23 protein-coding genes are annotated in these 22722 nt (G+C 71.1%); 9 read left to right on the top strand and 14 right to left on the bottom strand.

Annotation, left to right across the window (positions count from 1 at the left end; translation table 11 throughout):
• Positions 1-14: 14 nt before the first annotated feature.
• Positions 15-665, bottom strand: coding sequence for a GntR family transcriptional regulator (locus ABD355_RS13770; RefSeq protein WP_344400530.1), 651 nt, complete (start codon positions 663-665; stop codon positions 15-17).
• A gap of 131 nt (positions 666-796) precedes the next feature.
• Complete coding sequence (locus ABD355_RS13765; RefSeq protein WP_344400529.1) at positions 797-1237, bottom strand: MarR family winged helix-turn-helix transcriptional regulator; 441 nt, start codon at positions 1235-1237, stop codon at positions 797-799.
• 24 nt (positions 1238-1261) lie between these two features.
• Between ABD355_RS13765 and ABD355_RS13760 the strand changes: the two genes are divergently transcribed.
• Positions 1262-2737 (top strand): MFS transporter, encoded by a 1476-nt coding sequence (locus ABD355_RS13760; protein WP_344400528.1) that lies wholly within the window; start codon positions 1262-1264, stop codon positions 2735-2737.
• Positions 2738-2797: 60 nt separating this feature from the next.
• Here the strand turns inward: ABD355_RS13760 and ABD355_RS13755 are convergent, their stop codons facing one another.
• The 4 genes from ABD355_RS13755 to ABD355_RS13740 are packed head-to-tail and all read right to left on the bottom strand — an operon-like array spanning position 2798 to position 5928.
• Entirely contained in the window at positions 2798-3880 is a 1083-nt protein-coding gene (locus ABD355_RS13755) for a maleylacetate reductase (RefSeq protein ID WP_344400527.1), read from the bottom strand.
• The gene (locus ABD355_RS13750; RefSeq protein WP_344400526.1) at positions 3877-4743 is read right to left on the bottom strand and encodes an intradiol ring-cleavage dioxygenase; all 867 of its coding nucleotides are present in this window, start codon (positions 4741-4743) and stop codon (positions 3877-3879) included. Before ABD355_RS13750 ends, ABD355_RS13755 begins: the two co-directional genes overlap by 4 nt.
• Before the next feature lie 29 nt (positions 4744-4772).
• A complete protein-coding gene (locus tag ABD355_RS13745) occupies positions 4773-5366 on the bottom strand; it encodes a hypothetical protein (protein WP_344400524.1) in 594 nt (197 codons plus the stop codon).
• Positions 5367-5415: 49 nt separating this feature from the next.
• Positions 5416-5928, bottom strand: a complete 513-nt coding sequence (locus ABD355_RS13740; RefSeq protein WP_344400523.1) for a hypothetical protein — start codon at positions 5926-5928, stop codon at positions 5416-5418.
• A 1053-nt stretch (positions 5929-6981) separates the two neighbouring features.
• Here ABD355_RS13740 and ABD355_RS13735 point away from each other — a divergent pair.
• Positions 6982-7326, top strand: coding sequence for a cupin domain-containing protein (locus tag ABD355_RS13735; RefSeq protein ID WP_344400522.1), 345 nt, complete (start codon positions 6982-6984; stop codon positions 7324-7326).
• Here ABD355_RS13735 and ABD355_RS13730 read toward each other — a convergent pair.
• Entirely contained in the window at positions 7316-8320 is a 1005-nt protein-coding gene (locus ABD355_RS13730) for a LacI family DNA-binding transcriptional regulator (RefSeq protein WP_344400520.1), read from the bottom strand. The genes ABD355_RS13735 and ABD355_RS13730 overlap by 11 nt on opposite strands.
• 122 nt (positions 8321-8442) lie before the next feature.
• Here ABD355_RS13730 and ABD355_RS13725 point away from each other — a divergent pair, with 122 nt between their 5' ends.
• A complete protein-coding gene (locus tag ABD355_RS13725) occupies positions 8443-9600 on the top strand; it encodes a Gfo/Idh/MocA family protein (RefSeq protein WP_344400519.1) in 1158 nt (385 codons plus the stop codon).
• Here the strand turns inward: ABD355_RS13725 and ABD355_RS13720 are convergent.
• Both ABD355_RS13720 and ABD355_RS13715 read right to left on the bottom strand, forming a co-directional pair.
• Positions 9584-10201, bottom strand: a complete 618-nt coding sequence (locus ABD355_RS13720) for a poly-gamma-glutamate hydrolase family protein (RefSeq protein ID WP_344400518.1) — start codon at positions 10199-10201, stop codon at positions 9584-9586. The two genes, ABD355_RS13725 and ABD355_RS13720, sit on opposite strands and share 17 nt — an antisense overlap.
• Positions 10198-11241: a LacI family DNA-binding transcriptional regulator gene (locus ABD355_RS13715; protein WP_344400517.1), complete on the bottom strand. Its 1044-nt coding sequence runs from the start codon at positions 11239-11241 to the stop codon at positions 10198-10200. The genes ABD355_RS13720 and ABD355_RS13715 overlap by 4 nt, the downstream gene beginning before the upstream one ends.
• Positions 11242-11357: 116 nt before the next feature.
• On the opposite strand from ABD355_RS13715, the gene ABD355_RS13710 reads away from it, so the two are divergent.
• The 6 genes from ABD355_RS13710 (at position 11358) to ABD355_RS13685 (ending at position 17654) form a co-directional block, all read left to right on the top strand.
• Positions 11358-12524, top strand: coding sequence for a phytanoyl-CoA dioxygenase family protein (locus ABD355_RS13710; protein ID WP_344400516.1), 1167 nt, complete (start codon positions 11358-11360; stop codon positions 12522-12524).
• A 27-nt stretch (positions 12525-12551) separates the two neighbouring features.
• Positions 12552-13328, top strand: coding sequence for an SDR family oxidoreductase (locus tag ABD355_RS13705; protein ID WP_344400515.1), 777 nt, complete (start codon positions 12552-12554; stop codon positions 13326-13328).
• 133 nt (positions 13329-13461) lie between these two features.
• Positions 13462-14466, top strand: coding sequence for a Gfo/Idh/MocA family protein (locus tag ABD355_RS13700; RefSeq protein WP_344400514.1), 1005 nt, complete (start codon positions 13462-13464; stop codon positions 14464-14466).
• 160 nt (positions 14467-14626) lie between these two features.
• Positions 14627-15988 (top strand): protoporphyrinogen/coproporphyrinogen oxidase, encoded by a 1362-nt coding sequence (locus tag ABD355_RS13695; RefSeq protein WP_344400513.1) that lies wholly within the window; start codon positions 14627-14629, stop codon positions 15986-15988.
• On the top strand, positions 15985-17001 hold the full coding sequence (locus tag ABD355_RS13690) for a Gfo/Idh/MocA family protein (protein WP_344400512.1): 1017 nt from the start codon (positions 15985-15987) through the stop codon (positions 16999-17001). The genes ABD355_RS13695 and ABD355_RS13690 overlap by 4 nt, the downstream gene beginning before the upstream one ends.
• A 209-nt stretch (positions 17002-17210) precedes the next feature.
• A complete protein-coding gene (locus tag ABD355_RS13685) occupies positions 17211-17654 on the top strand; it encodes a GNAT family N-acetyltransferase (protein WP_344400511.1) in 444 nt (147 codons plus the stop codon).
• Here the strand turns inward: ABD355_RS13685 and ABD355_RS13680 are convergent.
• Genes ABD355_RS13680 through ABD355_RS13660 form a run of 5 tightly spaced genes read right to left on the bottom strand, consistent with a single transcriptional unit; the run spans position 17635 to position 22615 of the window.
• The gene (locus tag ABD355_RS13680; RefSeq protein ID WP_344400510.1) at positions 17635-18672 is read right to left on the bottom strand and encodes a Gfo/Idh/MocA family protein; all 1038 of its coding nucleotides are present in this window, start codon (positions 18670-18672) and stop codon (positions 17635-17637) included. The genes ABD355_RS13685 and ABD355_RS13680 overlap by 20 nt on opposite strands.
• Before the next feature lie 24 nt (positions 18673-18696).
• Entirely contained in the window at positions 18697-19599 is a 903-nt protein-coding gene (locus tag ABD355_RS13675; RefSeq protein ID WP_344400509.1) for a sugar phosphate isomerase/epimerase family protein, read from the bottom strand.
• Position 19600: 1 nt separating this feature from the next.
• The gene (locus ABD355_RS13670; protein ID WP_344400508.1) at positions 19601-20512 is read right to left on the bottom strand and encodes an ATP-binding cassette domain-containing protein; all 912 of its coding nucleotides are present in this window, start codon (positions 20510-20512) and stop codon (positions 19601-19603) included.
• A gap of 7 nt (positions 20513-20519) precedes the next feature.
• Positions 20520-21596: an ABC transporter permease gene (locus ABD355_RS13665; protein ID WP_344400507.1), complete on the bottom strand. Its 1077-nt coding sequence runs from the start codon at positions 21594-21596 to the stop codon at positions 20520-20522.
• Positions 21596-22615, bottom strand: coding sequence for a sugar ABC transporter substrate-binding protein (locus ABD355_RS13660; RefSeq protein ID WP_344400506.1), 1020 nt, complete (start codon positions 22613-22615; stop codon positions 21596-21598). The genes ABD355_RS13665 and ABD355_RS13660 overlap by 1 nt, the downstream gene beginning before the upstream one ends.
• Between the last annotated feature and the right edge of the window lie 107 nt (positions 22616-22722).

Genomic DNA, 22722 nt, shown 5'->3' with positions numbered 1-22722 from the left:
CGGCCGCGCGGCTGTCAGTCGCGCAGCGCCTCGATCACGCTGGTGAGGTGGGCGCGGACGGCCGTCTCGGCCGCCTGCGGATCCCTGGCCCTGATCGCCTCGATCATCACCAGGTGCTCGCTCAGGGACTGCTGCGGACGCCCCGGCCGCAGCGCCAACTGGAAGCGATGGCGCACCAGTTGGGCGTTGAGCCGCTCCAGCAGGTCCACGGCCGTGCGCTGGCCGGAGAACTCGCGCACCTTGGCGTGCAGTTCCTGGTTGAGCTCGGAGTAGGTCACCGGCTCACCGTCGGCCACGGCCTTGGTCATCGCCGTGCCCAGCTCCGTCAGCTCGGCCAGCTGCTCGTCACTGGCGGCGACGGCGGCCTTCGCCGCGCACAGTCCTTCGAGGACCATCCGGCACTCGGTGATCGCGACCGCTTCCTCCACGGTCACCACCCGCACCCGCGAGCCGCGGTTGCGGATCCGCTCGACGAGACCCTGGGCCTCCAGATCGATGAGTGCCGCGCGGATGCTGGCCCGCGTCACACCGAACTGCTCGGCGAGTTCGTTCTCCACCAGCCGCTGTGCCGGTGCCATCTCGCCGTGCAGGATCGCCTGCCGCAGCTGCGCGAGCGCATGCTGTTTGGCCTGCTCTCCGGTGCCCGGACGGGCTTCTGTCGGCATCGCTGCCCTCCCCTGAGTGAGCGCCTGTCGAACCTAAATCTAGTCGGACAATATTGTCAACAATTCTGTCGGCCATATTGCGAGCACGGCTGGACACCCCTTCCGTGCGAACAGGGAGGCGTCGGGCCCGTTCAGGCGGCCGGAGGCCCCGGAAGCGGATCCTCGGCATGGGCGACGAAGTCGTCCACCAACCAGTGGAAGAGGGCGGCGAGTTGCTCCAGATCCTCCGCCGACCAGTCGGCCGGCGCCATCTGCAGCCCCCGGCGGTTCACCTCGCGGATGCGGTCGACCGCCGCCAAGCCGAGGTCGGTGATCCGGACCCGCTGGGCGCGCCGGTCGTCAGGGTCGGCAATCCGCACCACATGGCCGCCCTGCTCCAACTGCCGCAGCTGCCGGGTGACATGCGAGGCCTCCACGGACAGCCGCACCGCGAGCACACCGGGGCGCATCGGCTCGCTCTCGGCGATGTGCCGCAGGACGGCGACGGCAGCCCGGTCGAGCGTCAGCCCCGCCATGACCATCAGGCGCTCGTGCTGCCGGGCCCGCCCTATATGATTGCGTAAGTCAAGCAATAAACTCTTGCTGGAGGCCCTGCCATGTCCGAAGCACTCGCCCGACCCGCCGCCGCGGGGACATCCGCCCCGCCCAGGCCGAACGCCGTGGTGGCGGTGCTGGCCCTGGCCGGGATCGTCGTCTCGCTGATGCAGACGCTCGTCATTCCGATCGTCCCGGAGCTGCCCACCCTGCTGCACGCCTCGCCCTCCGACACCGCCTGGGCCGTCACCGCCACCCTCCTCGCGGCCGCGGTGGCCACCCCGGTCGTGGGCCGTCTCGGCGACATGATCGGCAAGCGGCGGATGCTGCTGGTCAGCATCGTGCTGCTGGTCTCCGGTTCGGTGGTCTGCGCGCTGGCCGACTCGCTCCTCCCGATGATCATCGGTCGTACGCTGCAGGGCCTCGCGGCCGCCGTGGTGCCGCTGGGCATCAGCATCATGCGGGACGCGCTGCCCGCCGAGCGGCTGGCGGGTTCCACCGCACTGATGAGCGCCTCGCTGGGGGTGGGCGGTGCGCTGGGTCTGCCGGCGGCCGCGTTCATCGCCGACAAGTGGGACTGGCACATCCTGTTCTGGACCTCGGGCGCGCTGGGTGCCGTCGCCTTCCTGCTGGTGCTGCTGATCGTGCCGGAGTCCAAGGTGCGCACCGGTGGCCGCTTCGACCTGGTCGGTTCGCTCGGTCTGTCCGCCGGTCTGGTCTCCCTGCTGCTGGCGGTGTCCAAGGGCGGTGACTGGGGCTGGACCAGCGGCACCACGCTCGGGATGGGCGCCGCCGCCGTCGTGGTCCTGCCGGCCTGGGGGTGGTGGGAACTCAAGGCCAGGCAGCCGCTGGTCGATCTGCGGACGACCGCCAAGCCGCAGGTGCTGTTCACCAACCTGGCCTCGGTCGCCCTCGGCTTCTCGATGTTCGCGATGTCCCTGGTGCTTCCGCAGCTACTGCAGCTGCCGACCCAGACCGGCTACGGCCTGGGCAAGTCCATGCTGACGGTGGGCCTGGTGCTCGCCCCGCAGGGTCTGGTCATGATGGTGATGTCCGCCGCGTCCGCGAAGGTCACCCAGGCCAAGGGCCCGAAGGTCACGCTGATGATCGGCGCGCTGATCGTGTCCGCCGGCTACGGCCTGAACATCCTGCTGATGTCCGAGGTCTGGCACCTGATCCTGGTCTCCTGCATCATCGGCGCCGGCGTCGGCTTCACCTACGGCGCGCTGCCCGCCCTGATCATGGGCGCGGTCGACCCCTCCCAGACCGGTGCGGCCAACAGCCTCAACACCCTGATGCGGTCCCTGGGCACGTCGTTCGCCAGCGCCCTGGCCGGCGTCATCCTGGCCCAGCTGACCACCGACTTCGGCGGTCGCGCCCTTCCCTCGGAGAACGGCTTCAAGGTCGTCATGGCCATCGGCGCCGGAGCGGCCCTGCTCGCCTTCCTGGTCGCCTCCTTCATTCCACGCCGACAGCCGGCGGTGCAGGCCCCGAAGGACGCGCCCGAGCAGGCGGAGGCCGCAGCCGCACAGGCTTGAGCCGCGACCGTCCGGAACTCGGCCGTCGTCCCGCTCCGGCGGGGCGGCGGCCCTGCCGAGTCAGGCGGCGGGGAACTCCGGTGCCGCGCCCTCGTACGCCGCCCGCAGCACGGCGAGCGCCCCGTGGGCCGTGACCTCGCGGGGGTTGGCGTAGGCCTGGCCCGCCGTCTGCGCGGCCGCCTTTGCCAAGTCGCCCTCCTTCAGGCCGAGTTCCGCGAGGGAGCGAGGTGCGCCGAGGCGTCCGGCCAGGTTCCGCAGGGCGTGCGGGGCGTCGTCCGTGTCGAGGGCGCGGGCGACGGCGGCCGCCGCGTCCGGGGCGGCGGGCGCGTTGTACGCGAGGGCGTACGGCAGGACCACCGTGTGGGTCTCGGCGTGGGGCAGGCCGAAGGTGCCGCCGAGGACGTGGCACAGCTTGTGGTGCAGACCCATGGTCGTGGCGCCGAGGCAGGAGCCGCACAGCCAGGCGCCGTACAGGGCGCGGCTGCGGGCCTCCAGGGATGCCGGGTCGGCGGCCACCTCGGGCAGGGCGCCCGCCATGGCCCGTACGCCTTCCTGGGCCAGCAGTGCGATCAGGGGTGAGGTGTCGGGGGCGTACAGCGCCTCGACGGCGTGGGCGATCGCGTTGATCCCGCTGGTGACGGAGAGCGGCACCGGCAGGGAGAGGGTGAGCTCGGGGTCGTAGACGACGCTCCGGGGCAGGACGACGGGGTCGCGGCCGGTGCGTTTGGCGCCGTGTTCGGTCAGGCCCCAGACCGGGGTCATCTCCGAGCCGGAGTAGGTGGAGGGCACGGCGATCAGCGGCAGGCCGGTGCGCAGGGCGATCGCCTTGCCGAGGCCGATCGAGGAACCGCCGCCGACGGCCACACAGCCGTCCGCGCCCGCCGCACGGGCCGCCTCGACGCCCCGGTCGGCGACCTCGACGGGCACATGCATCCGGGCTCCGTCGTGCAGGCCCGCGCAGGCGGGGCCCAGCGAGTCGGCGACCGCGCGTGCCGTCCGGGCGCCGTGGCTGCCGCACACCACCAGCAGCCGCCGCAGGCCGAGCGCCGCTGCCTCGCCCGCGGTCGCTGTCGTGGCGGCCCCGGGCCGGAAGACGACCCGCACGGGCCGGGACTCGTAGGAGAAGTCGAGGTGGTGCTTCACGACTGCTCCAGTACGAGGTCGAAGCGGGCGTGGCGGAAGGGGTTCGGGACGCCGAACTCCCGCGCCAGCACAGAGTCATCCGTTCGGGTGAACTCCTGGACCAGGCTCGGCTTGACGGCGAACACCGCGTCCGAGTCGAGGTAGTCGCTGCCCGCGACGAAGATGTGCGTGGTCACCGGTACGTGGTCTGCGGCCGAGACGATGAAGTGGATGTGCGCGGGCCGGTAGGGGTGGCGGGCGGTGGCGCGCAGGAGGTCGCCGACCGGGCCGTCGGTGGGGATCGGATACGGGCTCGGCACGCAGGTGCGGAACCAGAAGCGGCCCTCCGCGTCCGCGGTGAACAGCCCGCGGCCGTTGCCCGGCGGCTGCACGTCGGGGCGCTGGACGTCGTAGAAGCCGTTCCCGTCGGCCTGCCAGACGTCGACGACCGCGCCCGGCAGCGGCGTTCCGTCCCGGGACAGGACCCGGCCACTGACCACGCAGGGTTCGCCGCCGCCGACCAGGTCGATGGTCGCGCCGAGTTCGCGCGCCGGGGACTCGGTCATGTGGAAGGGGCCGAGGACCGTCGACTCGGTGGCTCCGGCGGCGCGGTCGCCGTTGATCGTCTCGACGAGCATCGACAGGCCGAGCACGTCCGACAGAAGGATGAACTCCTGCCGGGTGTCCGTGCACATCTGCCCGGTCGCCGTGAGGAAGCCGATCGCCCGCTCCCACTCCTGCTGCGTGAGCCCGGTTTCGCGGGCGAAGGCGTGGAGGTGGCGGATCAGGCCGGCCAGCAGCTCGCGCAGGCGCGGGTCGGAGGTGGCGTGCAGGCTGCGTACCGCCTCGTCCGTGATCGTGGTGTCGGTGGCGTCGGTGGTCATGTCGGCTCCCTTCACCGGTGCACGGGTCGTCAGCCGAACCAGACGACGAGCCGTACGTGCTCGTCGCCGTATCTGGCCGCCAGGCCCCGCATGGCGCTCCACACCTGTGCCCAGCATCCCTCGTCCGGCGGGGCGAGCATCCGTGCCGTGAGGATCACGGGGCGGTGCGCCACGTCGGCCAGACGCACCTCGGCGCCGGGGGGCCACTCCGGGGGCGCCAGCAGCAGGCTTCCGCCGAAGGTCTCGGCGGCCGCCGCGCGCAGGCCCGGGGTCACCCGCACGAGTTCGTCACCGTCCGGCAGGGACCGCACCGCCCAGTTCCAGGCCGGACCGTGGGCGAGCGGGGCGTCCCAGTCGACCGCCGCGACCTCGGCCCAGGTGGCGTAGGTGTGGTCGTGCTGGAACTCCCCGATGCCCGACTCGCGCACGGCGTCGGAGATGCCGTCCGGTAGCCCGCGGGCGGCGAAGAGCGGACGTTCCACGTCCCCCGCCCCGCGGACGCCGAAGAGACACTCCCAGGCGACGTAGTCCCTGGGAGGCTCGAAGTCCAGCAGATCGGCCGTGAACCGCCAGTGCCCATCGGGCGAGCGGCTTTCGATGACACCGTCGATGTCCGTACCCACGAGGGATGACCATACGACAGTCCGGGGGGCAATCGGCCCCGGATGGCCGTCACTTGATGACGGCGTTCGCGACGACCACGACGACGCCGAGCAGTGCGTCGACCAGGCCGGTGCGCAGGGCCACGGCCCAGGAGCGGCCCGACCATCGTGCGGTGGCCAGTCCCAGGCCGAACAGCAGTGCGATGTTCAGGGTGAACGCCGGATCCTCCACCCCGTCCGCCGGCCACCAGCCCCAGCCCGCTCCCGCGAGGATCGCCACGGTCGGCAGCACCGCCGTGACCAGGGGCCATTCGTCGACGAGGGCGCGCAGGGCGTCCCAGCGGCGGTGCGGTGCCCGCTCGGCGATGTAGTGGGCGTAGCCGTGGGCGAGGGCGGAGGCGAGCGCGGTCACCAGCAGCCAGATGGCGTCGTAGCGGCGACTGACGCGGGAGCTGTGGCCGTACTGGCTGAGCGCCGCGACCATGGAGCAGGCCAGTACGGAGCCGTAGACACCGCCGAAGAGGACGGCCTCGCGGGTGTCGTGGTGCCGTTGCCCGGGGGCGGCCGTGGTTGTCTGCGCCATGCCCTCCACGATCACCCGGCCCCTGCCCGGCCGCCAGTCGCGACCCGACGCCCACCTGGGGTGATACCGCAGACAGTGGTCCGGGCACGGGCTCCGCGGAGCCTTGCAGGTCAAGCCTGGCGTCGTCACCGACACCCGAGCGTCGACCGTGCAGACGTGCGGCTCCGCCGAAGGGCCGCGATGGACGATCGATCGTCTGCAGCACCATCGTGGCCGGTCCCGCCCACGCGGCCGAGCCGCATATCCCGCAGCCCGATGCCCCTCCGGGGGCGCAGCCCGACCGCCGGTCGGGGCCCCACAAAGTGTCCCGCGCGCTCCGCTCACTGTGCCGATTTGCCGCTCCCCCGCGGGCCGCGATGGACCGTCGATCGGCTGCAGCACCATCGTGGCCGGTCCCGCCCACGCGGCCGACCCGCATAGCCCGCAGCCCGCGCCCCTCTGGGGGTGGTGCCCGGCCGCCGGTCGGGGCCGATGAAGTGCCGTTTCACACGGGGTCATACCGCAGACACTGTCCAGCACCGGCTCCCTGGGGTCCGGCAGATCACGCCTGGCCGACACCCGCGCGCTCCACTCACTGTGCCGATTTGCCACTCCCCCGCGAGCGCGAGGGACCGTCGATCGGCTGCAGCACCATCGTGGCCCGTCGAGCCCGCGCGGCGGAGCCACATACCGACGCAGCCCCGCGCCCCTCTGCGGGCACTGCGCGGCCGCCGGTCGGGGCCGATGAAGTGCCGTTTCACATGGGGTGATACCACAGACAGTGTCCAGCACCGGCTCCCTGGGGTCCGGCAGATCACGCCTGGCCGACACCCGCGCGCTCCGCTCACTGTGCCGATTTGCCACTCCCCCGCGAGCGCGAGGGACCGTCGATCGGCTGCAGCACCATCGTGGCCGGTCCCGCCCACGCGGCCGAGCCGCATATCCCGCAGCCCGCGCCCCTCTGGGGGTGGTGCCCGGCCGCCGGTCGCGACCCGACGATGTGTCCTCCCACCTGGGCGATGCGGCACACACTGTCCATGCACGGCCGGGGGGAGCGGTCGCTAGGGTCGGCGCATGACGCACAGCTTCGTTCTTCACGTCCCCGACGCCGAGCTCGAGCCCGAGCCCCTGGACCCGGGGCAGATCGTCTCCGGGGCGCCGGAGGTGAGCGGGAAGGTGGTGTGGGAGTCGGCGGACGGCCGTCAGGTCCGCGGGATCTGGCAGATCACTCCGGGCGTCGTCACCGACACCGAGGCGGACGAGCTGTTCGTGGTGATCAGCGGGTCGGCGACCGTCGAGGTCGAGGGCGGGCCGACGCTGACGGTGGGGCCCGGGGACATGGCCGTCCTGCGCGAGGGCGACCGTACGACGTGGACGGTGCACGAGACGCTGCGGAAGGCGTACGCCGTCAATCTGTGACCGGTACCGCGGTGGTGCCGCGGATCTTCAACGTCGGTGCGGTCAGGTGCAGTTGGCCCGCTCCCCCGGGGTGTTCGAAGCGGTCCAGGAGGCAGCGGGCTGCGCGGCGGCCGACCTCGTGGCTGCCGTTGTCGACCGTGGTCAGCCAGACGTGGCGCAGGCGGGCGATGCTCGTGTTGTCGTAGCCGACGACGGACACGTCCTGCGGGACGCGCAGGCCGAGCTCCTCGGCCGCCGAGAGGGCGCCGACGGAGGCGATGTCGTTGACGGCGAAGAGCGCGGTGGGCCGGTCCCGGCGGCTGAGCAGCCGGACGGTGCTGCGGTAGCCGCCCTCCTCGGTCATGTCACCGGCCTCCACCAGGGCCTGGTCCGCGAGGCCGTGCGCCCGCATCGTGGCCTCGAAGCTGCGTCGGCGCAGTTCTCCGACGGCGCCGTAGCCCGCGATGTGCGCGATGCGGCGGTGGCCGAGGCCGATCAGATGCTCGGTGACCAGGCGGGCGCCCCGTTGGTCGTCGCCCGCCACCATGTCCACGCCCGCGGGGGCCGGTTCGCGGGCGCCCGCGACGACGACCGGGATCCGCTCGGCGGCCGTGCCGAGTGCGGCCGGGTCGGGCAGGGTGCCGACGACGACCAGGCCGTCCACCCGCAGGTCCAGGAGCGGGTCGGCGGGGTCCTGGCCGGTGCGGCGGTTGAGGCGGGCGTCCGCCAGCAGCATCCGCAGGCCGTTGTCGTGCAGCAGTGAGTTGAGGCCGTCGAGCAGGTCGACGAACCAGGGGTTGCGCAGGTCGTTGAGGAGCACGCCGACCGTGCGGGTGCGCTGCTCGCTGAGGCTGCGCGCGGCGGCGTTGGGCCGGTAGCCGAGTTCCCGCACCGCCCGCAGCACGGCCTCCCGCTTCTCGGGCCGCACCTGCTCGGAGCCGCGCAGCACGAGCGAGACCAGCGACTTGGACACGCCGGCCTGTTCGGCCACGTCGCGGATGGTCGGCTGCTTCATGCTGTGGACCGTTCCATGGGCCGGTGCGGCTTGTCAAAGGGTCCGGGGAGGGTTGACAGCGGCTGAGCGGGGGCTTCAGGGTGGCCTGGACAGATTGTGGACCGGTCCAAAGAGGGGCTGTCATGGTGGATTCGCTCGGTGTCGCCGTCGTCGGGTTCGGCTGGATGGGCCGGGTGCACACCCAGGCGTACGCCCGTGTCCTGCACCACTACCCGCAGCTGGGCCTGCGCCCGCAGCTGATCACGGTCGCCGAGGAGGTGCCCGGGCGGGCCGAGGAGGCGGCCGCGCAGTTCGGGTTCGCCTCGACGACCCGTGACTGGCGTGATGTCGTCGACGACCCGCGGATCCAGGCGGTCAGCATCACCGCGCCGAACTTCCTGCACCGCGAGATCGGCGTCGCCATGGCGGAGGCCGGCAAGCACATCTGGATCGAGAAGCCGGTCGGCCTGAGCACGGCGGACGCCCGGGCGGTCGCCGACGCGGTCGCCATGGCAGGGGTCCAGGGCGCCGTCGGCTTCAACTACCGCAACGCGCCCGCCGTCGAGGCCGCCCGTGAGCTGATCGCCTCCGGCGCCATCGGTAGCGTCACCCATGTCCGCGTCCGCCTCTTCAGCGACTACGCGGCCCATCCCGAGGGTGCGTTGACCTGGCGCTACGAGAAGGAGCGCGGCGGCAGCGGCGTCCTGGGCGACCTCGCCTCGCACGGCGCCGACCTGGCCCGCCATCTGCTGGGCGACATCGAGGCGCTGACCGCCGACACGGCCGTGTTCATCCCCCAGCGGGCCCGGCCCACCGGCGCCACGGCCGGCCACACCCGCGCCACCGGCGGCGAGCTCGGCCCCGTCGAGAACGAGGACTACGTGGGCTGCCTGCTGCGCTTCGCCTCCGGCGCCCGCGGGGTACTGGAGGCCTGCCGGGTCTCGGTCGGTGAGCAGAACAACTACGGCTTCGAGGTGCACGGCACCCGGGGGGCCGTCTTCTGGGACTTCCGGCGCATGAACGAGCTGGGCGTCAGCCGCGGCACGAGCTACCAGGACCAGCCGGTCAGCACGGTGTACGTCGGCCCGGGCGACGGCGAGTTCGGGGCGTTCCAGCCGGGCGCGGCGAACGCCATGGGCATGGACGACCTGAAGGTGATCGAGGCCCACCGCTTCCTGCGCTCCATCGCGGAGGGCAAGCCGCAGGGTGCCACGCTCCCGGACGCCGTGCACAGCGCCGCCGTACTGGAGGCCATGGTGCGGTCGGTCGAGAGCGGGGCCTGGGTCAGTCTCCGGGCATAGCGGAGGTCAGCGACTCCACGCCCTTGGCCAGGGCGTCGACGACGGACCGCGGGGGTGTGTCCGGCACTCCCGGCACCCATTTACGCCTGCGCTCGGTCCTGGCCGCGAGCGGGAGTTCCACCTGGACTCCGCCCCGGCGGGTCAGGTTCACCGGGTTCCTGGAGTGCAGGCCGCGCAGCCTCACGGGGATTTCGTCGAGGTCGGTGACCGGGATGAACTCCGGCCGCAGGGCGTCGAGTCCGCCGGCGACGAGACGGGCTGCCCGCCGGTTGCCGCCGCCGAGGAAGATGGCCCGTGGCGTCGCGGTCCTGTTGTGGCCGTGCAGGGAGACGGTGAGCGCCACCCGGGACAGGAAGTCCCGCAGCAGCGTGCAGTGGGCGACCGCCATGCGCGGGGAGGGGATGTGCACCGGATCGGGCATGCCGGGCTGGGTGAAGACCAGACTGGTGGCCCCGCACCGCTCGGCCACCGCCCGGGCCAACTCGGCCGTACCGCCTTCGTTGCTGCCGTGCAGGGCCAGCAGTCCCAGCTCGCCGCCCGTGGTGAGCGTGGCGAACAGGCGGACGCCCTCGATCTCCACGTATTCGCTGCTCGTCGTCACCCTGCTCCTCGGTTCGTCGCCTGCGGGGGCATGTTGTACGGCGTGACCACCTGGATCGCCGACGGCAGCGTAGGCCCCGCGGGCGGCAGGGCGCCGTGGGCGCGCATCACGATGTGGCAGGCCTCGCGCATGTCCTGGCGCAGATCGTGGTGGAGGACGGCGGACAGACGGTGCTCGCGCAGCAGGCGGGTGTTGTCGTGGTCGAGGTCGTGCGCGACGAACACCGCGCACTCGCGGCCCAGGTCCTCGAAGGCGCGCAGGGTGGCGTTGTTGCCGCCGCCGATCGAGTAGACCGCGCGAATGTCCGGGTCGCGTTCGAGGGCGGCGCGCACCAGGTCGTACTGGGTGGCGTCCAGGCCGTGTCCCTCGGCGATCTCGACCAGGGTGCGGTCGGGGTGACGGCTGCGCATGGCGCTGCGGAAGCCCATCTCGCGCTCCTCCTCGTTGCGGAAGAACCCGCTGCTGAGGCTGGTGAGCACATTGCCGGGGCGCTCGCCCAGCCACTGGCCCATGAGGTACGCGGCGGTCGCGCCGGCGGCCCGGTTGTCGATGCCGACGTAGGCGAGGCGGGCGGTGGCGGGCAGGTCGGTGACGAGGGTGACGACGGGGATGCCGGCCTCGGCGAGGCGGCCGACTGCGGCCGTCACCTCGGGCACGTCCGGGGCCTTGAGGATGACTCCCTGCGAGCCGCGGCGGGCGATCCGGTCCAGGGTCCGCGTCAGCTCCGCCACCGGGCCGGTCTCGCGGAAGTGGAAGCGCGAGCGCACGACGGCCGGGTGCAGGGCGGGCAGCTCCGCCTCCAGCGCGGCCCGTACGGCGGTGGAGAACCGCTCCGGCGTCTGCATCACTATGTCGATCATGAAGGTGCGGCCGACCAGCCGGACCTGGGTGCGCTGCCGGTCCAGGTCGGCGATGGCCTGCTGGACCTCCCGTGCGGTGCTCTCCCGGACGCCGCCCCTGCCGTTGAGGACCCGGTCGACGGTGGCCTCGCTCAGGCCCGCCTGACGTGCGATCTCCCGGATCGGGAAGGGATGGCCCACCGCGGGCTCCTCTCGTCGGGTTGAGGGGTTTTTGATGGCCGCCTGCTGGTTGTTCGACGGGTTTGTACTGACAAGAATGACAGGGCTGAGTCGCCCCTGTCACCGAGAGGACACCGATGTCCTTCACCGCCGTACACCACCGTGCCTGGCTCTCCGAGCAGGACTGCGACCTCGACTCGTTCCGCGCGCTCGTCGAGCGGACGGCCGACCCCGCCGACTACCCGCAAGCCTCCGCGGTGGAGCGGAACGTCCTGCTGTACGACGCCGAACGCGTCCGTACAGCGAAGGACCGCCGGGGCCTCCAGGAGGAGCTCGTCAGGGCCCTCACCGACGGACCCGGAGTGGTGGTCTTCCGGGGCGCCTTCCCCGATCACGCGGTCATCGACCGGGCCACCGACGTCTTCGACGCGCTGATCCGCGAGCAGTACGCGGCGGGCACGACGGCCGGCGACCACTTCGCCAAGCCCGGCGCCAACGAGCGGGTGTGGAACGCGCTGGAGAAGGCGGCCCTCTACGACCCGGCGGCGTTCGCCGACTACTACGCCAACCCGGTCCTCGCCCTGGTCAGCGAGGCCTGGCTCGGCCCCGGCTACCAGGTGACCTCCCAGGTCAACGTGGTCAACCCGGGCGGCCTCGCGCAGACCGTGCACCGCGACTACCACCTCGGCTTCCTCTCCGACGAGATGGCCGCGGCCTATCCGGCGCACGTCCACCGCCTCTCCCCCGTGCTCACCCTGCAAGGCGCGGTCGCGCACTGCGACATGCCGGTGGAGTCGGGGCCGACGCTGTACCTGCCGTTCTCGCAAGGCTTCGAGCCGGGCTATCTGGCATGGCGGCGGCCCGACTTCCAGGCGTATTTCGAGGAGCACCACGTCCAGCTCCCGCTCGCCAAGGGCGACGCCGTCTTCTTCAACCCGGCGCTGTTCCACGCCGCCGGGACCAACCGCACCACGGACGTGCGGCGCATGGCCAACCTGCTGCAGGTGTCCTCCGCGTTCGGCCGGGCCATGGAGACCGTGGACCGGGAGGCGGTGACGAACGCGGTCTACCCCGTGCTGCTGCGCCGCAAGGCGGACGGCGCGGACGAGGCCTGGCTGGAGAACGTGATCGCCGCGAGCGCCGAGGGCTACCCCTTCCCCACCAACCTCGACAGCGACCCGCCGGTCGACGGCCTGGCCCCGCCCTCGCAGGCGGACCTGGTACGCCGGGCGCTGCGCGAGGGCCGGCTGCCGCGGGTGCTGCGGGACGAACTGCGGGCGAGCGCCGAACGCCGCACCAGCTGACGCGAGCCGAAAGGACAACGAAAAGCCATGGGACTTCTCGACGACAAGGTCGTCCTCGTCAACGGCGGCAGCCAAGGCGTCGGCGCGGCCATCGCGCGCGCCGCCGTGCGCGAGGGGGCGGTCGTGGCCGTCACGGGCCGGCGGGCGGAACCCGGCGAAGCACTGGTGGCCGAACTCACGGCGGCCGGGGGCAAGGTGATGTTCGTGCGCGCCGACCTGTCCGACGCCGAGCAGGCGAAGGCCGCGGTGGGCGACGTGGTCGCCGCGTACGGGCGCATCGACTGCCTGGTCAACTCGGCGGGCCTGACCTCCCGCGGCACCCTGCTGGACACCACGCCCGAACTGTTCGACCAGCACATCGCGATCAACCTCAAGGCGCCGTTCTTCGCGATGCAGGCCGCCGTCGCCGACATGATCTTCCGCAAGGCGCCCGGCACGATCGTCAACATCATCACCTCCTCGGCACACGGCGGGCAGCCGTTCCTGGCCCCGTACGTCGCCGCGAAGGCCGGCCTGATCGGCCTGACCCGCAATGCCGCGCACGCGCACCGCTGGGACCGGGTGCGGATCAACGGCCTCAACATCGGCTGGACGGCCACCGAGGGCGAGGACACCACCCAGAAGACCTTCCACGGCGCCGACGACAACTGGCGCCAGGAGGCCGCCGCCAAGCTGCCGATGGGCAAGCTGGGCCAGCCGGACGAGATCGCGGACTTCGTGGTCTTCCTGCTGTCGGAGCGGTCGGGCGTGGTGACCGGATCGGTGATCGACTGGGACCAGAACGTCTTGGGCGGCCTGGACTGACATTCCAGCCCGTCCGGCGATTACTGATATTCAAGCCCGTCCGGCGATCGAGGACGAGCCCGAAGGGCGATCGGGGCCCGGGGCGGAGCCCCGGCAACGGACAGCAACAACACACCAGAAAGCAGCGGAGCTCATGCGTATCGGAATCCTCGGCCTCGGCCGCATCGGCGCCTTCCACGCCGAAACCCTCTCCGGGCTCGACGTGGTCGAGTCGCTCGTGCTGACCGACCCGTTCGCGGACGCCGCCAAGTCCGCGGCGGAGCGGTTCGGCGGCGAGGTCGTGGACTCGCCCCAGGCCCTGCTGGCGGCCGGCGTGGACGGCATCGTGGTCGCGGCCGCGACGGACGCCCACCCCGGGCTGATCCTGGCCGGCGTCGAGGCCGGTATCCCGGTCTTCTGCGAGAAGCCCGTCGCCAGGACGATGGCCGAGGGCGTCGAGGTCCTCAAGGCCGTCGAGGGCAAGGACGTGCCGATCCAGATCGGCTACAACCGCCGCTTCGACGCCGGTTTCGTCACCGCCCGCGCCGCCGTGCAGAGCGGCGAGCTGGGCAAGCTGCACACCGTACGGTCGACCACGCTGGACCCGGCGCCGCCGCCGGCCGCGTACATCGCCGCCTCCGGCGGCATCTTCCGCGACTGCTCCGTCCACGACTTCGACATCATCCGCTGGGTGACGGGCCGCGAGGTCGTCGAGGTGTACGCAGTCGGCGGCAACCGGGGTGCCGAGTACATCAAGGAGGCGGGTGACGCCGACACCACCGGCGCCGTCCTCACCCTGGACGACGGCACCATCGCAGTGGTCTCCAACTCTCGCCACAACGCCCGCGGTTACGACGTCCGCATGGAGATCCACGGCTTTACGGACTCCATCGCGGTGGGCCTGGAGGACAAGCTGCCGCTGCGCTCCGTCGAGCCCGGCGTGACCTTCCCGGCGGGCACCCCGCACGACTTCTTCATGGACCGCTTCACCGCGGCCTACCGCGCCGAACTCACCGCGTTCACCGAGGTCGTCGCCGGTACCCGCCCCTCGCCCTGCACGATCGCGGACGCCCTGGAGGCGGGCTGGATCGCCGACGCGTGCACGCTGTCGCTGCACGAGCACCGCCCGGTGACCATCGCCGAGGTCCGCACCGCCTGAGCGGCGGCCCCGGTCCCTCGTGCTCCGGGCGCCGGCCCGGCCTCCGGCGCCCGGAGCACGAGTGTGCGAATCGCCACGTTGCCCTCGTCGGTCACGACCGCGGGATCTCCCCGTACCACCATGAGATCCACGCACGTCGGACCGACGAGGAGCAACGACCATGAGCACCGGCGAGATATCCCGGCCCCACACCGACAACCGTCAACCCGCCCTGTCCGGCGGGCGGTTACGCAGTGAACGGCGTGCGGTGGTCATCGGCGCCGGGCCCAGCGGCCTCGCGGCAGCCCGTGAACTGGAGCGCTCCGGACACCGCGTGACCGTCCTGGAGGAGCAGAAGACGGTGGCGGGGAAGTGCCAGAGCGTGCACGTCGACGGCCGGGCCCACGATCTGGGCGGCCACATCTGCACCAACCAGTACGAGCGGACGGCACAGTTGCTGACGGAACTGGACATGGAGACGGAGCGCACCACCCGCTATCGCGTCCTCGACGTCGAGCGGCGCACCGCGGCCCGCCAGACCATGTCGTTCCTGCGCGACGGCGCCTTCCGGCGCTACCGGGCGCTGCGCGAGCGGGAGTTCCCGCGCATCGCGGAGCCCGGGCTCGCCCACTCGGCGCGGGCCCTGGCCGCACCGGTCACCCAGTGGCTGGCCGAACACGGCCTCGAGTCCATGGCCGAGTCGTTCGGCACCGGCTACACCGCGGCCGGCTACGGCTATCTCGACGAGCAGGTGCCCGCCCTGTACTTCGTCAAGTACGCCGAGATGACCGGCCTGCTGTCTCCCGGGCCCGAACTGCTGGGCCACGGAGGCGCGTTCACCGTCACCGGCGGATTCGCCACCCTGTGGCAGCGGGTCGCCGAGGAGCTGAAGGACGTGCGGTGCGCGGTGCGCGTGGTGTCGGTCGAGCGGCACGAGGGCGGGGTACGGGTGCACACGGACTCCGGCCCGGTGGAGGCCGACGACCTGGTGCTCGCCGTCCCTCTGGACCGCATCCTGCCGGTCCTGGACGCCACCGCGCAGGAGCGCGACCTCGCCGCGAGGATCGTCTCGAACGCCTACCACACCACCCTCGCCACGGCGTCCGGCCTGCCCGAGAACGCCTTCTACTTCCTCGACCGCCACACCGCGACCCGCGAGGCGGCCGGCCACTGCGTCTCGTACCACCACCGCTACCCGGGCAGCGATGTGCGGACCTTCTACTCCTACGGCGGTTCCGAGGACGTGAGCGCGCTGCTGGAAGCCGACGTGGCGGCACTCGGCGGACGGCTGGAGAAAGTGCATCTGCACCGCCAGTGGGCGTTCATGCCGCACTTCCGCAGCGAAGACCTCGCGGACGGCGCCCTGGACCGGCTCGACGCGCTGCAGGGCCGCGACCACACCTACTACGTCGGCGGCCTGCCCGCCTTCGAGCTCATCGAATGCACCATCGCCCACGCCCAGGACCTGGTCCGCCGCCATTTCCCGCCCGCCGACGGCACACTGGCCCTGCACGAACGGACAGAGAAGGAAACGACCTCATGAGCGAAGCGGTCCGCGAACCCCTGCGCATCGGCGTCCTCGGCGCCGCCCGGATCACCGAACGCGCCCTGATCGACCCGGCCCGCACCGCCGGCCACCGGCTGGTCGCGGTGGCCGCCCGCGACCGCTCCCGCGCCGAGGCCTTCGCCGCCGAGCACGGTGTGGAGCGGGTCGCGGACTCCTACGCCGCCCTGCTCGCCGACCCCGAGGTCGAGGTTGTCTACAACCCGCTCGCCAACGGCCTGCACGGCCCGTGGAACCTGGCCGCACTCGCGGCCGGCAAGCACGTCCTGTCGGAGAAGCCGTCGGCGAGCAACGCCGAGGAGGCCGCCGAGGTGCGGGAAGCTGCGGCCAAGGCCGGCACGGTCTTCATGGAGGCCTTCCACTACCTCTTCCACCCGGTCACCCGCCGCCTGCACGAGCTTGTGGCCAGTGGTGAACTGGGCGAGCTGCAGCGAGTGGAGACCCTGGTCGCCATCCCCGCCCCGGCGGACGGCGACCCACGCTGGTCCCTGCCCCTGGCCGGGGGCGCCGTGATGGACCTGGGCTGCTACAGCCTGCACGCCGTACGGATGCTGGCCCCCTGGGCAGGCGGCACACCGAGCCTGGTCTCCGCCCGCGGCGGGGAACGCGCGGGCGCACCCGGCGTCGACGAATGGCTGGACGCCGACCTCACCTTCCCGAACGGCGCCACCGCCTCCGCCCGCTGCCACATGGCGTACGACAAGCTGGAGATGAGCTGCCGCATCATCGGCAGCCGCGGCGAGGCCCTGGCCCCGAACTTCGTCCTCCCCCAGATGGACGACACAATCGTGATCCGCACTCCCGACGGCGAACGAACGGAACAACTCGGCACCCGGTCCTCGTACACGTACCAGCTGGAGGCCTTCACGGCCCGGGTCCGTGAGGGCACTCCACTGCCCCTGGACGCGGACGACGCGCTGGCGACGATGACCCTGATCGACCAGAGCTACCGGGCGGCGGGATTCGAACCGCGGCCGCGGAGCCGGGCGTGACCGAAGGCTGGATACGACTCCGGCGCGGTGGGCGGTCAGGTGGCCAACGGGAAGGGCGTCAGGGCGGGTTCGGCGGCGTTGTCCGTGAACTCGCCCAGGACGGCTTCCTCCTCCGGCCAACCCCGGGCGCCGGCCAGGCCGCGATCTGCGTGGCAGCAGCAGGATGCGCACGAGCCCCAGCCGCAGCCCCCTCTGCGATGATCGGCGCCATGGCCGTACACATCGCACCCGCCCAAGTCACCGACATCCAGCAGGTCCTCGCCGACCACCCCCGTTACTGGGGCGAGCGCGATCTGCGTGATCTGCATCTTTTGGCTCTGGTGCAGGAGTTCGGCGAGACCTGTCTGGTCGCCCGGTCCGACGACGGCATTCTCGGGTATCTGATCGGGTTCGTCACGCCCGGCGGCACCGGGTATGTGCATCTGATCGCGACGCGGGACGACGCCCGGGGCAGCGGTCTGGGGCGGGAGCTGTACGGTGCGTTCACCGAGGCCGCGCGGCGGCAGGGGGCGGTCCGGCTGAAGGCCATCACGAGCCTGGGCAACAAAGGGTCGGTGGCCTTCCACCGCAGTCTCGGGTTCGAGGTGAATGTGGAGGCGGACTACAACGGGCCCGGCGAGGACCGGGTGGTGTTCAGCCGGGCTGTCGGGTGACCTCGTACAGCGCCGGTCGGTCCACCAGTTCCACCGGCACCCGGGTGCCTTGCTCCAGCGCCTTCACGCCCGCCTCGCAGACCGCGGCGACGGCGTAGCCGTCCCACACGCTCGGGCCGACGACCTCGCCGCGGCGGGTGGCGTCGACCCAGGCCTGGACCTCGCGGTCGTAGGCGTCGGCGAAGCGTTCGATGTAGTCCTGGATGATGGTGCCGCCCCAGCGGCCTGCCATGTTGGTGACCATGGCGTGGCCGTCGCCGATGCGGGCGGTGCCGCGTTCGCAGACCACCTCGGCCTGGACCTGGTAGCCGAAGCCGCAGTTGACGAAGATCTCGACGTCGACGATGACGCCGCCGTCGGTCTCGAAGACGACGAACTGCGGGTCCTGCATCTCGTCCGGGGCGTTCGCGGACGGCGTCGGGCGCAGGACGGTGACGGCGGTGATCTCCTGGCCGAGCAGCCAGCGCGTCACGTCCATCTCGTGCACGACGGAGTCGTTGATGAGCATCTCGCTGCGCCAGCCGGGCGGGGAGGCGAGGTTGCGATGCCGGTTGTGCAGCATCAGCGGGCGTCCCAACTGACCCGTGTTGAGGAGCGACTTGAGCTTCAGGTACTCGGCGTCGTAGCGCCGCATGAAGCCGACCTGGACGAGGCGACGGCCCAGCTTCTGCTCCGCTTCCAGCACCCGCAGCGCGGAGGCCGCGTCCGGGGTGAGCGGCTTCTCGCACAGCACGGGCAGATCGTGCTCGAACGCCGTCAGCAGGGCCGCCTCGTGGGCGGGGCCCGGGGAGGCGATCAGCACGGCGTCGACATCGGCTGCCGACATGGCGGCGGCCGGGTCGGAGTAGGCGGTGCAGCCGTCGATGCGGGCGGCGACGTCCTTGGCGCGTTCCGCATCGACGTCCACGACTGCCGTCACCCTGGCCCCGCTGACGACCTCCTGGATACGGCGGACGTGGTCGGCACCCATCTTGCCGGTGCCGACGACCGCGACCTGCAGTGTTCCTTGCCGAGCCATGGTCGTTCGTCCCCCTTCGAAGGGTCAGGCGCCGCAGGACCTCAGGAACTTACGGGTGCGCACCGCGATCGGCAGCGGCTTGTCCGGCTCGCACGGGTACATGTCCTGCTCAACGATGGCGAACAGCTCCACACCGAGCTTCTGCGCGGCCTCCATCACCGACCCCAACTCCGGGACGCCGGCGGGCGGTTCGCACATCACGCCCTGCGCCACGGCAGGCCCGAACGGTGTGCCCTTGGCCTGGACGTCGGCGAGGATCTGCGGGTCGACCTGCTTGAGGTGCAGATAGCCGATGCGTTCGCCGTAGGCCTCGATCAGCTTGACGCTGTCCCCGCCGCAGTAGGCGTAGTGCCCGGTGTCCAGGCACAGGTTGACCAGTTCGGAGTCGGTCGAGTCGAGGAAGCGCTCGACGTGGTCCTCGGTGTCGATGTGGGTGTCGGCGTGCGGATGTACGACGATGTCGAGGCCGTACGTCTCCTTCACCTCGTGCCCGAGCCGCTCCATGCCCTTGGTGAGGTACGCCCACTGCTCACCGGTCAGCTCCGGCGGCTCCAGGATCTCGGCCGTCTTGTCGTCCCGCCAGAACGACGGGATGACGACGAGATGCTTGGCACCCATCGCCTGCGTGAGCGCCGCGACCTGGCTGACGTGCTCCCAGGTGGACTCCCAGACGGAGGGGCCGCGGTGCAGGCCGGTGAAGACGGTGCCCGCCGAGACCTTCAGGTCCCGCTTGGCGATCTCGTCGGTGAGGCGGGCCGGGTCGGTCGGCAGATAGCCGTAGGGGCCCAGCTCGATCCACGAGTAGCCGGCCTCGGCGACCTCGTCGAGGAAGCGTTCCCAGGGCACCTGCTGAGGGTCGTCCGGGAACCAGACGCCCCAGGAGTCGGGGGCCGATCCGACCCGGATGCGGTCCAGAGCGCCTGCCATGTCAGGAGGTTCCTTCCGGGCTTGCCGCCACGGGTGCGGTGAGGTCTTCCTGCTCCGGGAGTTCCTCGACGTCGACACCGCTGACCTGGGACAGCTCGTGCTTGAGCGCGGCGAGTTCGGCGCCGCCGGCCATGTGGTTGGTCAGCTCTTCCAGGGTGATCTGGGAGCGTTCGGCGGACAGTTCCATGGTGCCCAGGCGCAGCACGCTGAAGTGGTCGCCCACCATGTAGGCGTGGTGCGGGTTGTGGGTGATGAAGATGACGCCCAGGCCGCGTTCGCGGGCCGCCGCGATGTACTTGAGCACCACCCCGGACTGCTTGACGCCCAGGGCGGCGGTGGGCTCGTCGAGGATGAGGACGCGGGCGCCGAAGTAGACGGCGCGGGCGATCGCCACGCACTGGCGCTGGCCGCCGGAGAGGGTGCCGATGGGCTGTTCCAGGTTGTCCAGGACGATGCCCATCTCCCGCAGCTCATGGTCGGCGGTCTTCTTCATCTTCTCGATGTCCAGACGCCGGATGGGCCAGGGGCCGCGGGTCATCTCGGAGCCGAGGAAGAAGTTGCGCCACACCGGCATCAGCGGCACGGTCGCCAGGTCCTGGTAGACGGTGGCGATCCCGCGGTCCAGGGCGTCACGCGGGGTGGTGAAGCGCACCGGGGCGCCGTCGACGAGGAACTCGCCCTCGGTGTGCTGGTGCAGCCCGGAAATGATCTTGATCAACGTGGACTTGCCGGCGCCGTTGTCGCCGAGCACGCAGGTGACCTGGCCGGGATGCACCTTGAGGCTCACCCCGTGCAGGGCGCGTATGTTGCCGTACGCCTTGCCCGCATTGCGCAGCTCCACGATCGCCCCGTCCTTCTCGGGCGGTGCATCGGGGAGGATGGCTCCGTGGGTTTTGCTGGTGTTGTCTGTCATCGCAATGTCACCTTCGGGTCATCGTGCGCTGGACCCACAGATTGATCAGGACGGCGCCCAGCAGCATGACGCCGAGGAAGGCCTTGAACCAGTCGGGGTTCCAGCCGGCGTAGACGATGCCCTGCTGCACCATGCCGAACATGAACGCACCGAAGACCGGGCCGATCGCCGAGCCGTAGCCGCCGGTCAGCAGGCAGCCGCCGATCACCGCGCCGGAGATGTAGATCAGCTCGATGCCGACGCCCTCACCGGACTGCACGGTGTTGAAGGTGAACAGCTGGTGCATGCCCACGAACCAGGCACCGAAGCCCACCAGCATGAACAGACTGATCTTGGTGAACGCCACCGGCACACCGACGGCCCGCGCGCTCTCCTTGTTGCCGCCCACCGCGAAGGTCCAGTTGCCGTACTTGGTGCGCAGCAGCACCCAGGTCGCCAGCGCCGCGAACAGCAGCCACCAGAACACAGTGATCTTCACCTGCACGCCACCGATGTCGAAGCTGGAGGCGAAGACCTTCCTGGCCTGGTCGAAGCCGTCCATGTTGCTGATGTCGTCGGTGGCGACGTTCCCGGTGACCAGCTTGGTCACCGCGAGGTTGACGCCCTGCAGGATCAGGAAGGTGCCCAGCGTGACCAGGAAGCTGGGCAGGCCCGTCTTGACGACCATCCAGCCGTTGAAGAAACCGATCGCCAAAGACACCACCAGCGCTGCGATCACCCCCACCCACACGTTCATGGTGAGCTGGTAGCTGATCATGGCCGCGGTCAGCGCCGAGGTGATCACCCCGACACCGGCCGACAGGTCGAACTCCCCGCCGATCATCAGCAGCGCCACCGGGATCGTCACGATGCCCAGCGTCGAGGACTGGTAGAGGATGTTCGCCATCGAACTGGCGTCACGCACCGGCGGCGCCGCCACCAGGAAGAACACGTACACCGCGACGGCACCGAGGAAGACACCCACCTCGGGCCGGGCCAACAGCCGCACGACCAGAGGCCGTTCGGCGGTCCGCCCGTCCGTCTCCTTGGGGCCGGGGGCCGGCGGTGAGGTCACCGCCGGCTCGGCGTGCTGGGTCATACTCATCACCGGGTTCCGTTGGCGGCAAACTTGGAGACCGCCTCGACATTGGACTTGTCGACGAACGCAGGACCGGTCAGCACCGGCTGCTCACCGCCGCCCATGTAGTTGCCGTTGTTCTTGTACAGCCACAGCGAGTCGATCGCCAGGTAGCCCTGGAGGTAGGGCTGCTGGTCCACCGCGAACTGGATCGTGCCCTTGCTGATGGCGGTCGTGAGGTCCTTGTTGAGGTCGAAGGTGGCGACCTTCGCCTTGCTGCCGGCGTCCGAGACCGACTGCACCGCGGTCAGCGCGTACGGGGCGCCGAGGGCGGTGACGTAGTCGATGGAGGAGTCCTGCTTCAGCTTCGCGGTGATCGTCGACTTCACCGACGGCATGTCCGTGCCGTTGACGTAGAGGACGTCGGTCTTGCCGGAGAAGGTCTTCTTCACGCCGTCGCAGCGCTGGGTCAGACCGACGTTGCCCTGCTCCTGGATGACACAGACGGTGTGCTTGGCGCCGAGGTCGTTGAGCTTCTTGCCGAACGCCTCGCCGGCCACGGACTCGTCCTGGCCGAAGAACTCCATCAGGCCGAGCTTCTTCCAGTCGCTGACACCGGAGTTGAGGCCCACGACGGGTATGTTGGCGGACTTCGCCTTGCCGACGACGGCCTTGAGGGCGTCCGGCTTGGCCAGGGTGACGGCGATGCCGTCGACCTTCTGGTCGATCGCGTTCTGCACCAGGTTGGACTGGTTGCCCGCGTTCGGGTCGGACGAGTAGATCAGCTTGATGTTGTCCTTGGCCGCGGCGGCCTCGGCACCCTTGCGGACGATGTCCCAGAAGGTGTCGCCGGGCGACTGGTGCGTGACCAGAGCGACCGTCATCCGAGGCGTGGTGGCCTTGCCTGCCGATGCGTTGGCGCCACCCTCCTCGGACTTCTTGCCCCCGGAGCTGCTGGAGCAGCCGGCGAGGGTCAGGGCAGCCGCCGCGGCCACCGCGACAACGGGGGCGATTCTGCGGGAGCGGGGGTGAGAAGAGCGGTCCATCTTTCCTGGCACCTCACTGTGCGTTGCGGGGGAAAGGGAGAGGGGGATCACGATGATCCAGCGGCCCGGGATCTTGGCATGCCCGGGTCGTCTGCCGCAAACGCGGC

This window comes from Streptomyces longisporus (genome assembly GCF_039532765.1).
GTDB classification, from domain to species: Bacteria; Actinomycetota; Actinomycetes; order Streptomycetales; family Streptomycetaceae; genus Streptomyces; species Streptomyces longisporus.
The sequence above is the reverse complement of the archived record's forward strand: the minus strand, read 5'-3'. Positions and strand labels throughout refer to the sequence as shown.

Coding starts and splice junctions, on each gene's coding strand:
- ABD355_RS13680 (WP_344400510.1), bottom strand. CDS start 18,672: ATGGCTCGGCAAGGAACACTGCAGGTCGCGGTCGTCGGCACCGGCAAG.
- ABD355_RS13730 (WP_344400520.1), bottom strand. CDS start 8,320: ATGAAGCAGCCGACCATCCGCGACGTGGCCGAACAGGCCGGCGTGTCC.
- ABD355_RS13675 (WP_344400509.1), bottom strand. CDS start 19,599: ATGGCAGGCGCTCTGGACCGCATCCGGGTCGGATCGGCCCCCGACTCC.
- ABD355_RS13695 (WP_344400513.1), top strand. CDS start 14,627: ATGAGCACCGGCGAGATATCCCGGCCCCACACCGACAACCGTCAACCC.
- ABD355_RS13740 (WP_344400523.1), bottom strand. CDS start 5,928: ATGGCGCAGACAACCACGGCCGCCCCCGGGCAACGGCACCACGACACC.
- ABD355_RS13685 (WP_344400511.1), top strand. CDS start 17,211: ATGGCCGTACACATCGCACCCGCCCAAGTCACCGACATCCAGCAGGTC.
- ABD355_RS13710 (WP_344400516.1), top strand. CDS start 11,358: ATGTCCTTCACCGCCGTACACCACCGTGCCTGGCTCTCCGAGCAGGAC.
- ABD355_RS13705 (WP_344400515.1), top strand. CDS start 12,552: ATGGGACTTCTCGACGACAAGGTCGTCCTCGTCAACGGCGGCAGCCAA.
- ABD355_RS13690 (WP_344400512.1), top strand. CDS start 15,985: ATGAGCGAAGCGGTCCGCGAACCCCTGCGCATCGGCGTCCTCGGCGCC.
- ABD355_RS13665 (WP_344400507.1), bottom strand. CDS start 21,596: ATGAGTATGACCCAGCACGCCGAGCCGGCGGTGACCTCACCGCCGGCC.
- ABD355_RS13770 (WP_344400530.1), bottom strand. CDS start 665: ATGCCGACAGAAGCCCGTCCGGGCACCGGAGAGCAGGCCAAACAGCAT.
- ABD355_RS13700 (WP_344400514.1), top strand. CDS start 13,462: ATGCGTATCGGAATCCTCGGCCTCGGCCGCATCGGCGCCTTCCACGCC.
- ABD355_RS13760 (WP_344400528.1), top strand. CDS start 1,262: ATGTCCGAAGCACTCGCCCGACCCGCCGCCGCGGGGACATCCGCCCCG.
- ABD355_RS13660 (WP_344400506.1), bottom strand. CDS start 22,615: ATGGACCGCTCTTCTCACCCCCGCTCCCGCAGAATCGCCCCCGTTGTC.
- ABD355_RS13725 (WP_344400519.1), top strand. CDS start 8,443: ATGGTGGATTCGCTCGGTGTCGCCGTCGTCGGGTTCGGCTGGATGGGC.
- ABD355_RS13735 (WP_344400522.1), top strand. CDS start 6,982: ATGACGCACAGCTTCGTTCTTCACGTCCCCGACGCCGAGCTCGAGCCC.
- ABD355_RS13750 (WP_344400526.1), bottom strand. CDS start 4,743: ATGACCACCGACGCCACCGACACCACGATCACGGACGAGGCGGTACGC.
- ABD355_RS13670 (WP_344400508.1), bottom strand. CDS start 20,512: ATGACAGACAACACCAGCAAAACCCACGGAGCCATCCTCCCCGATGCA.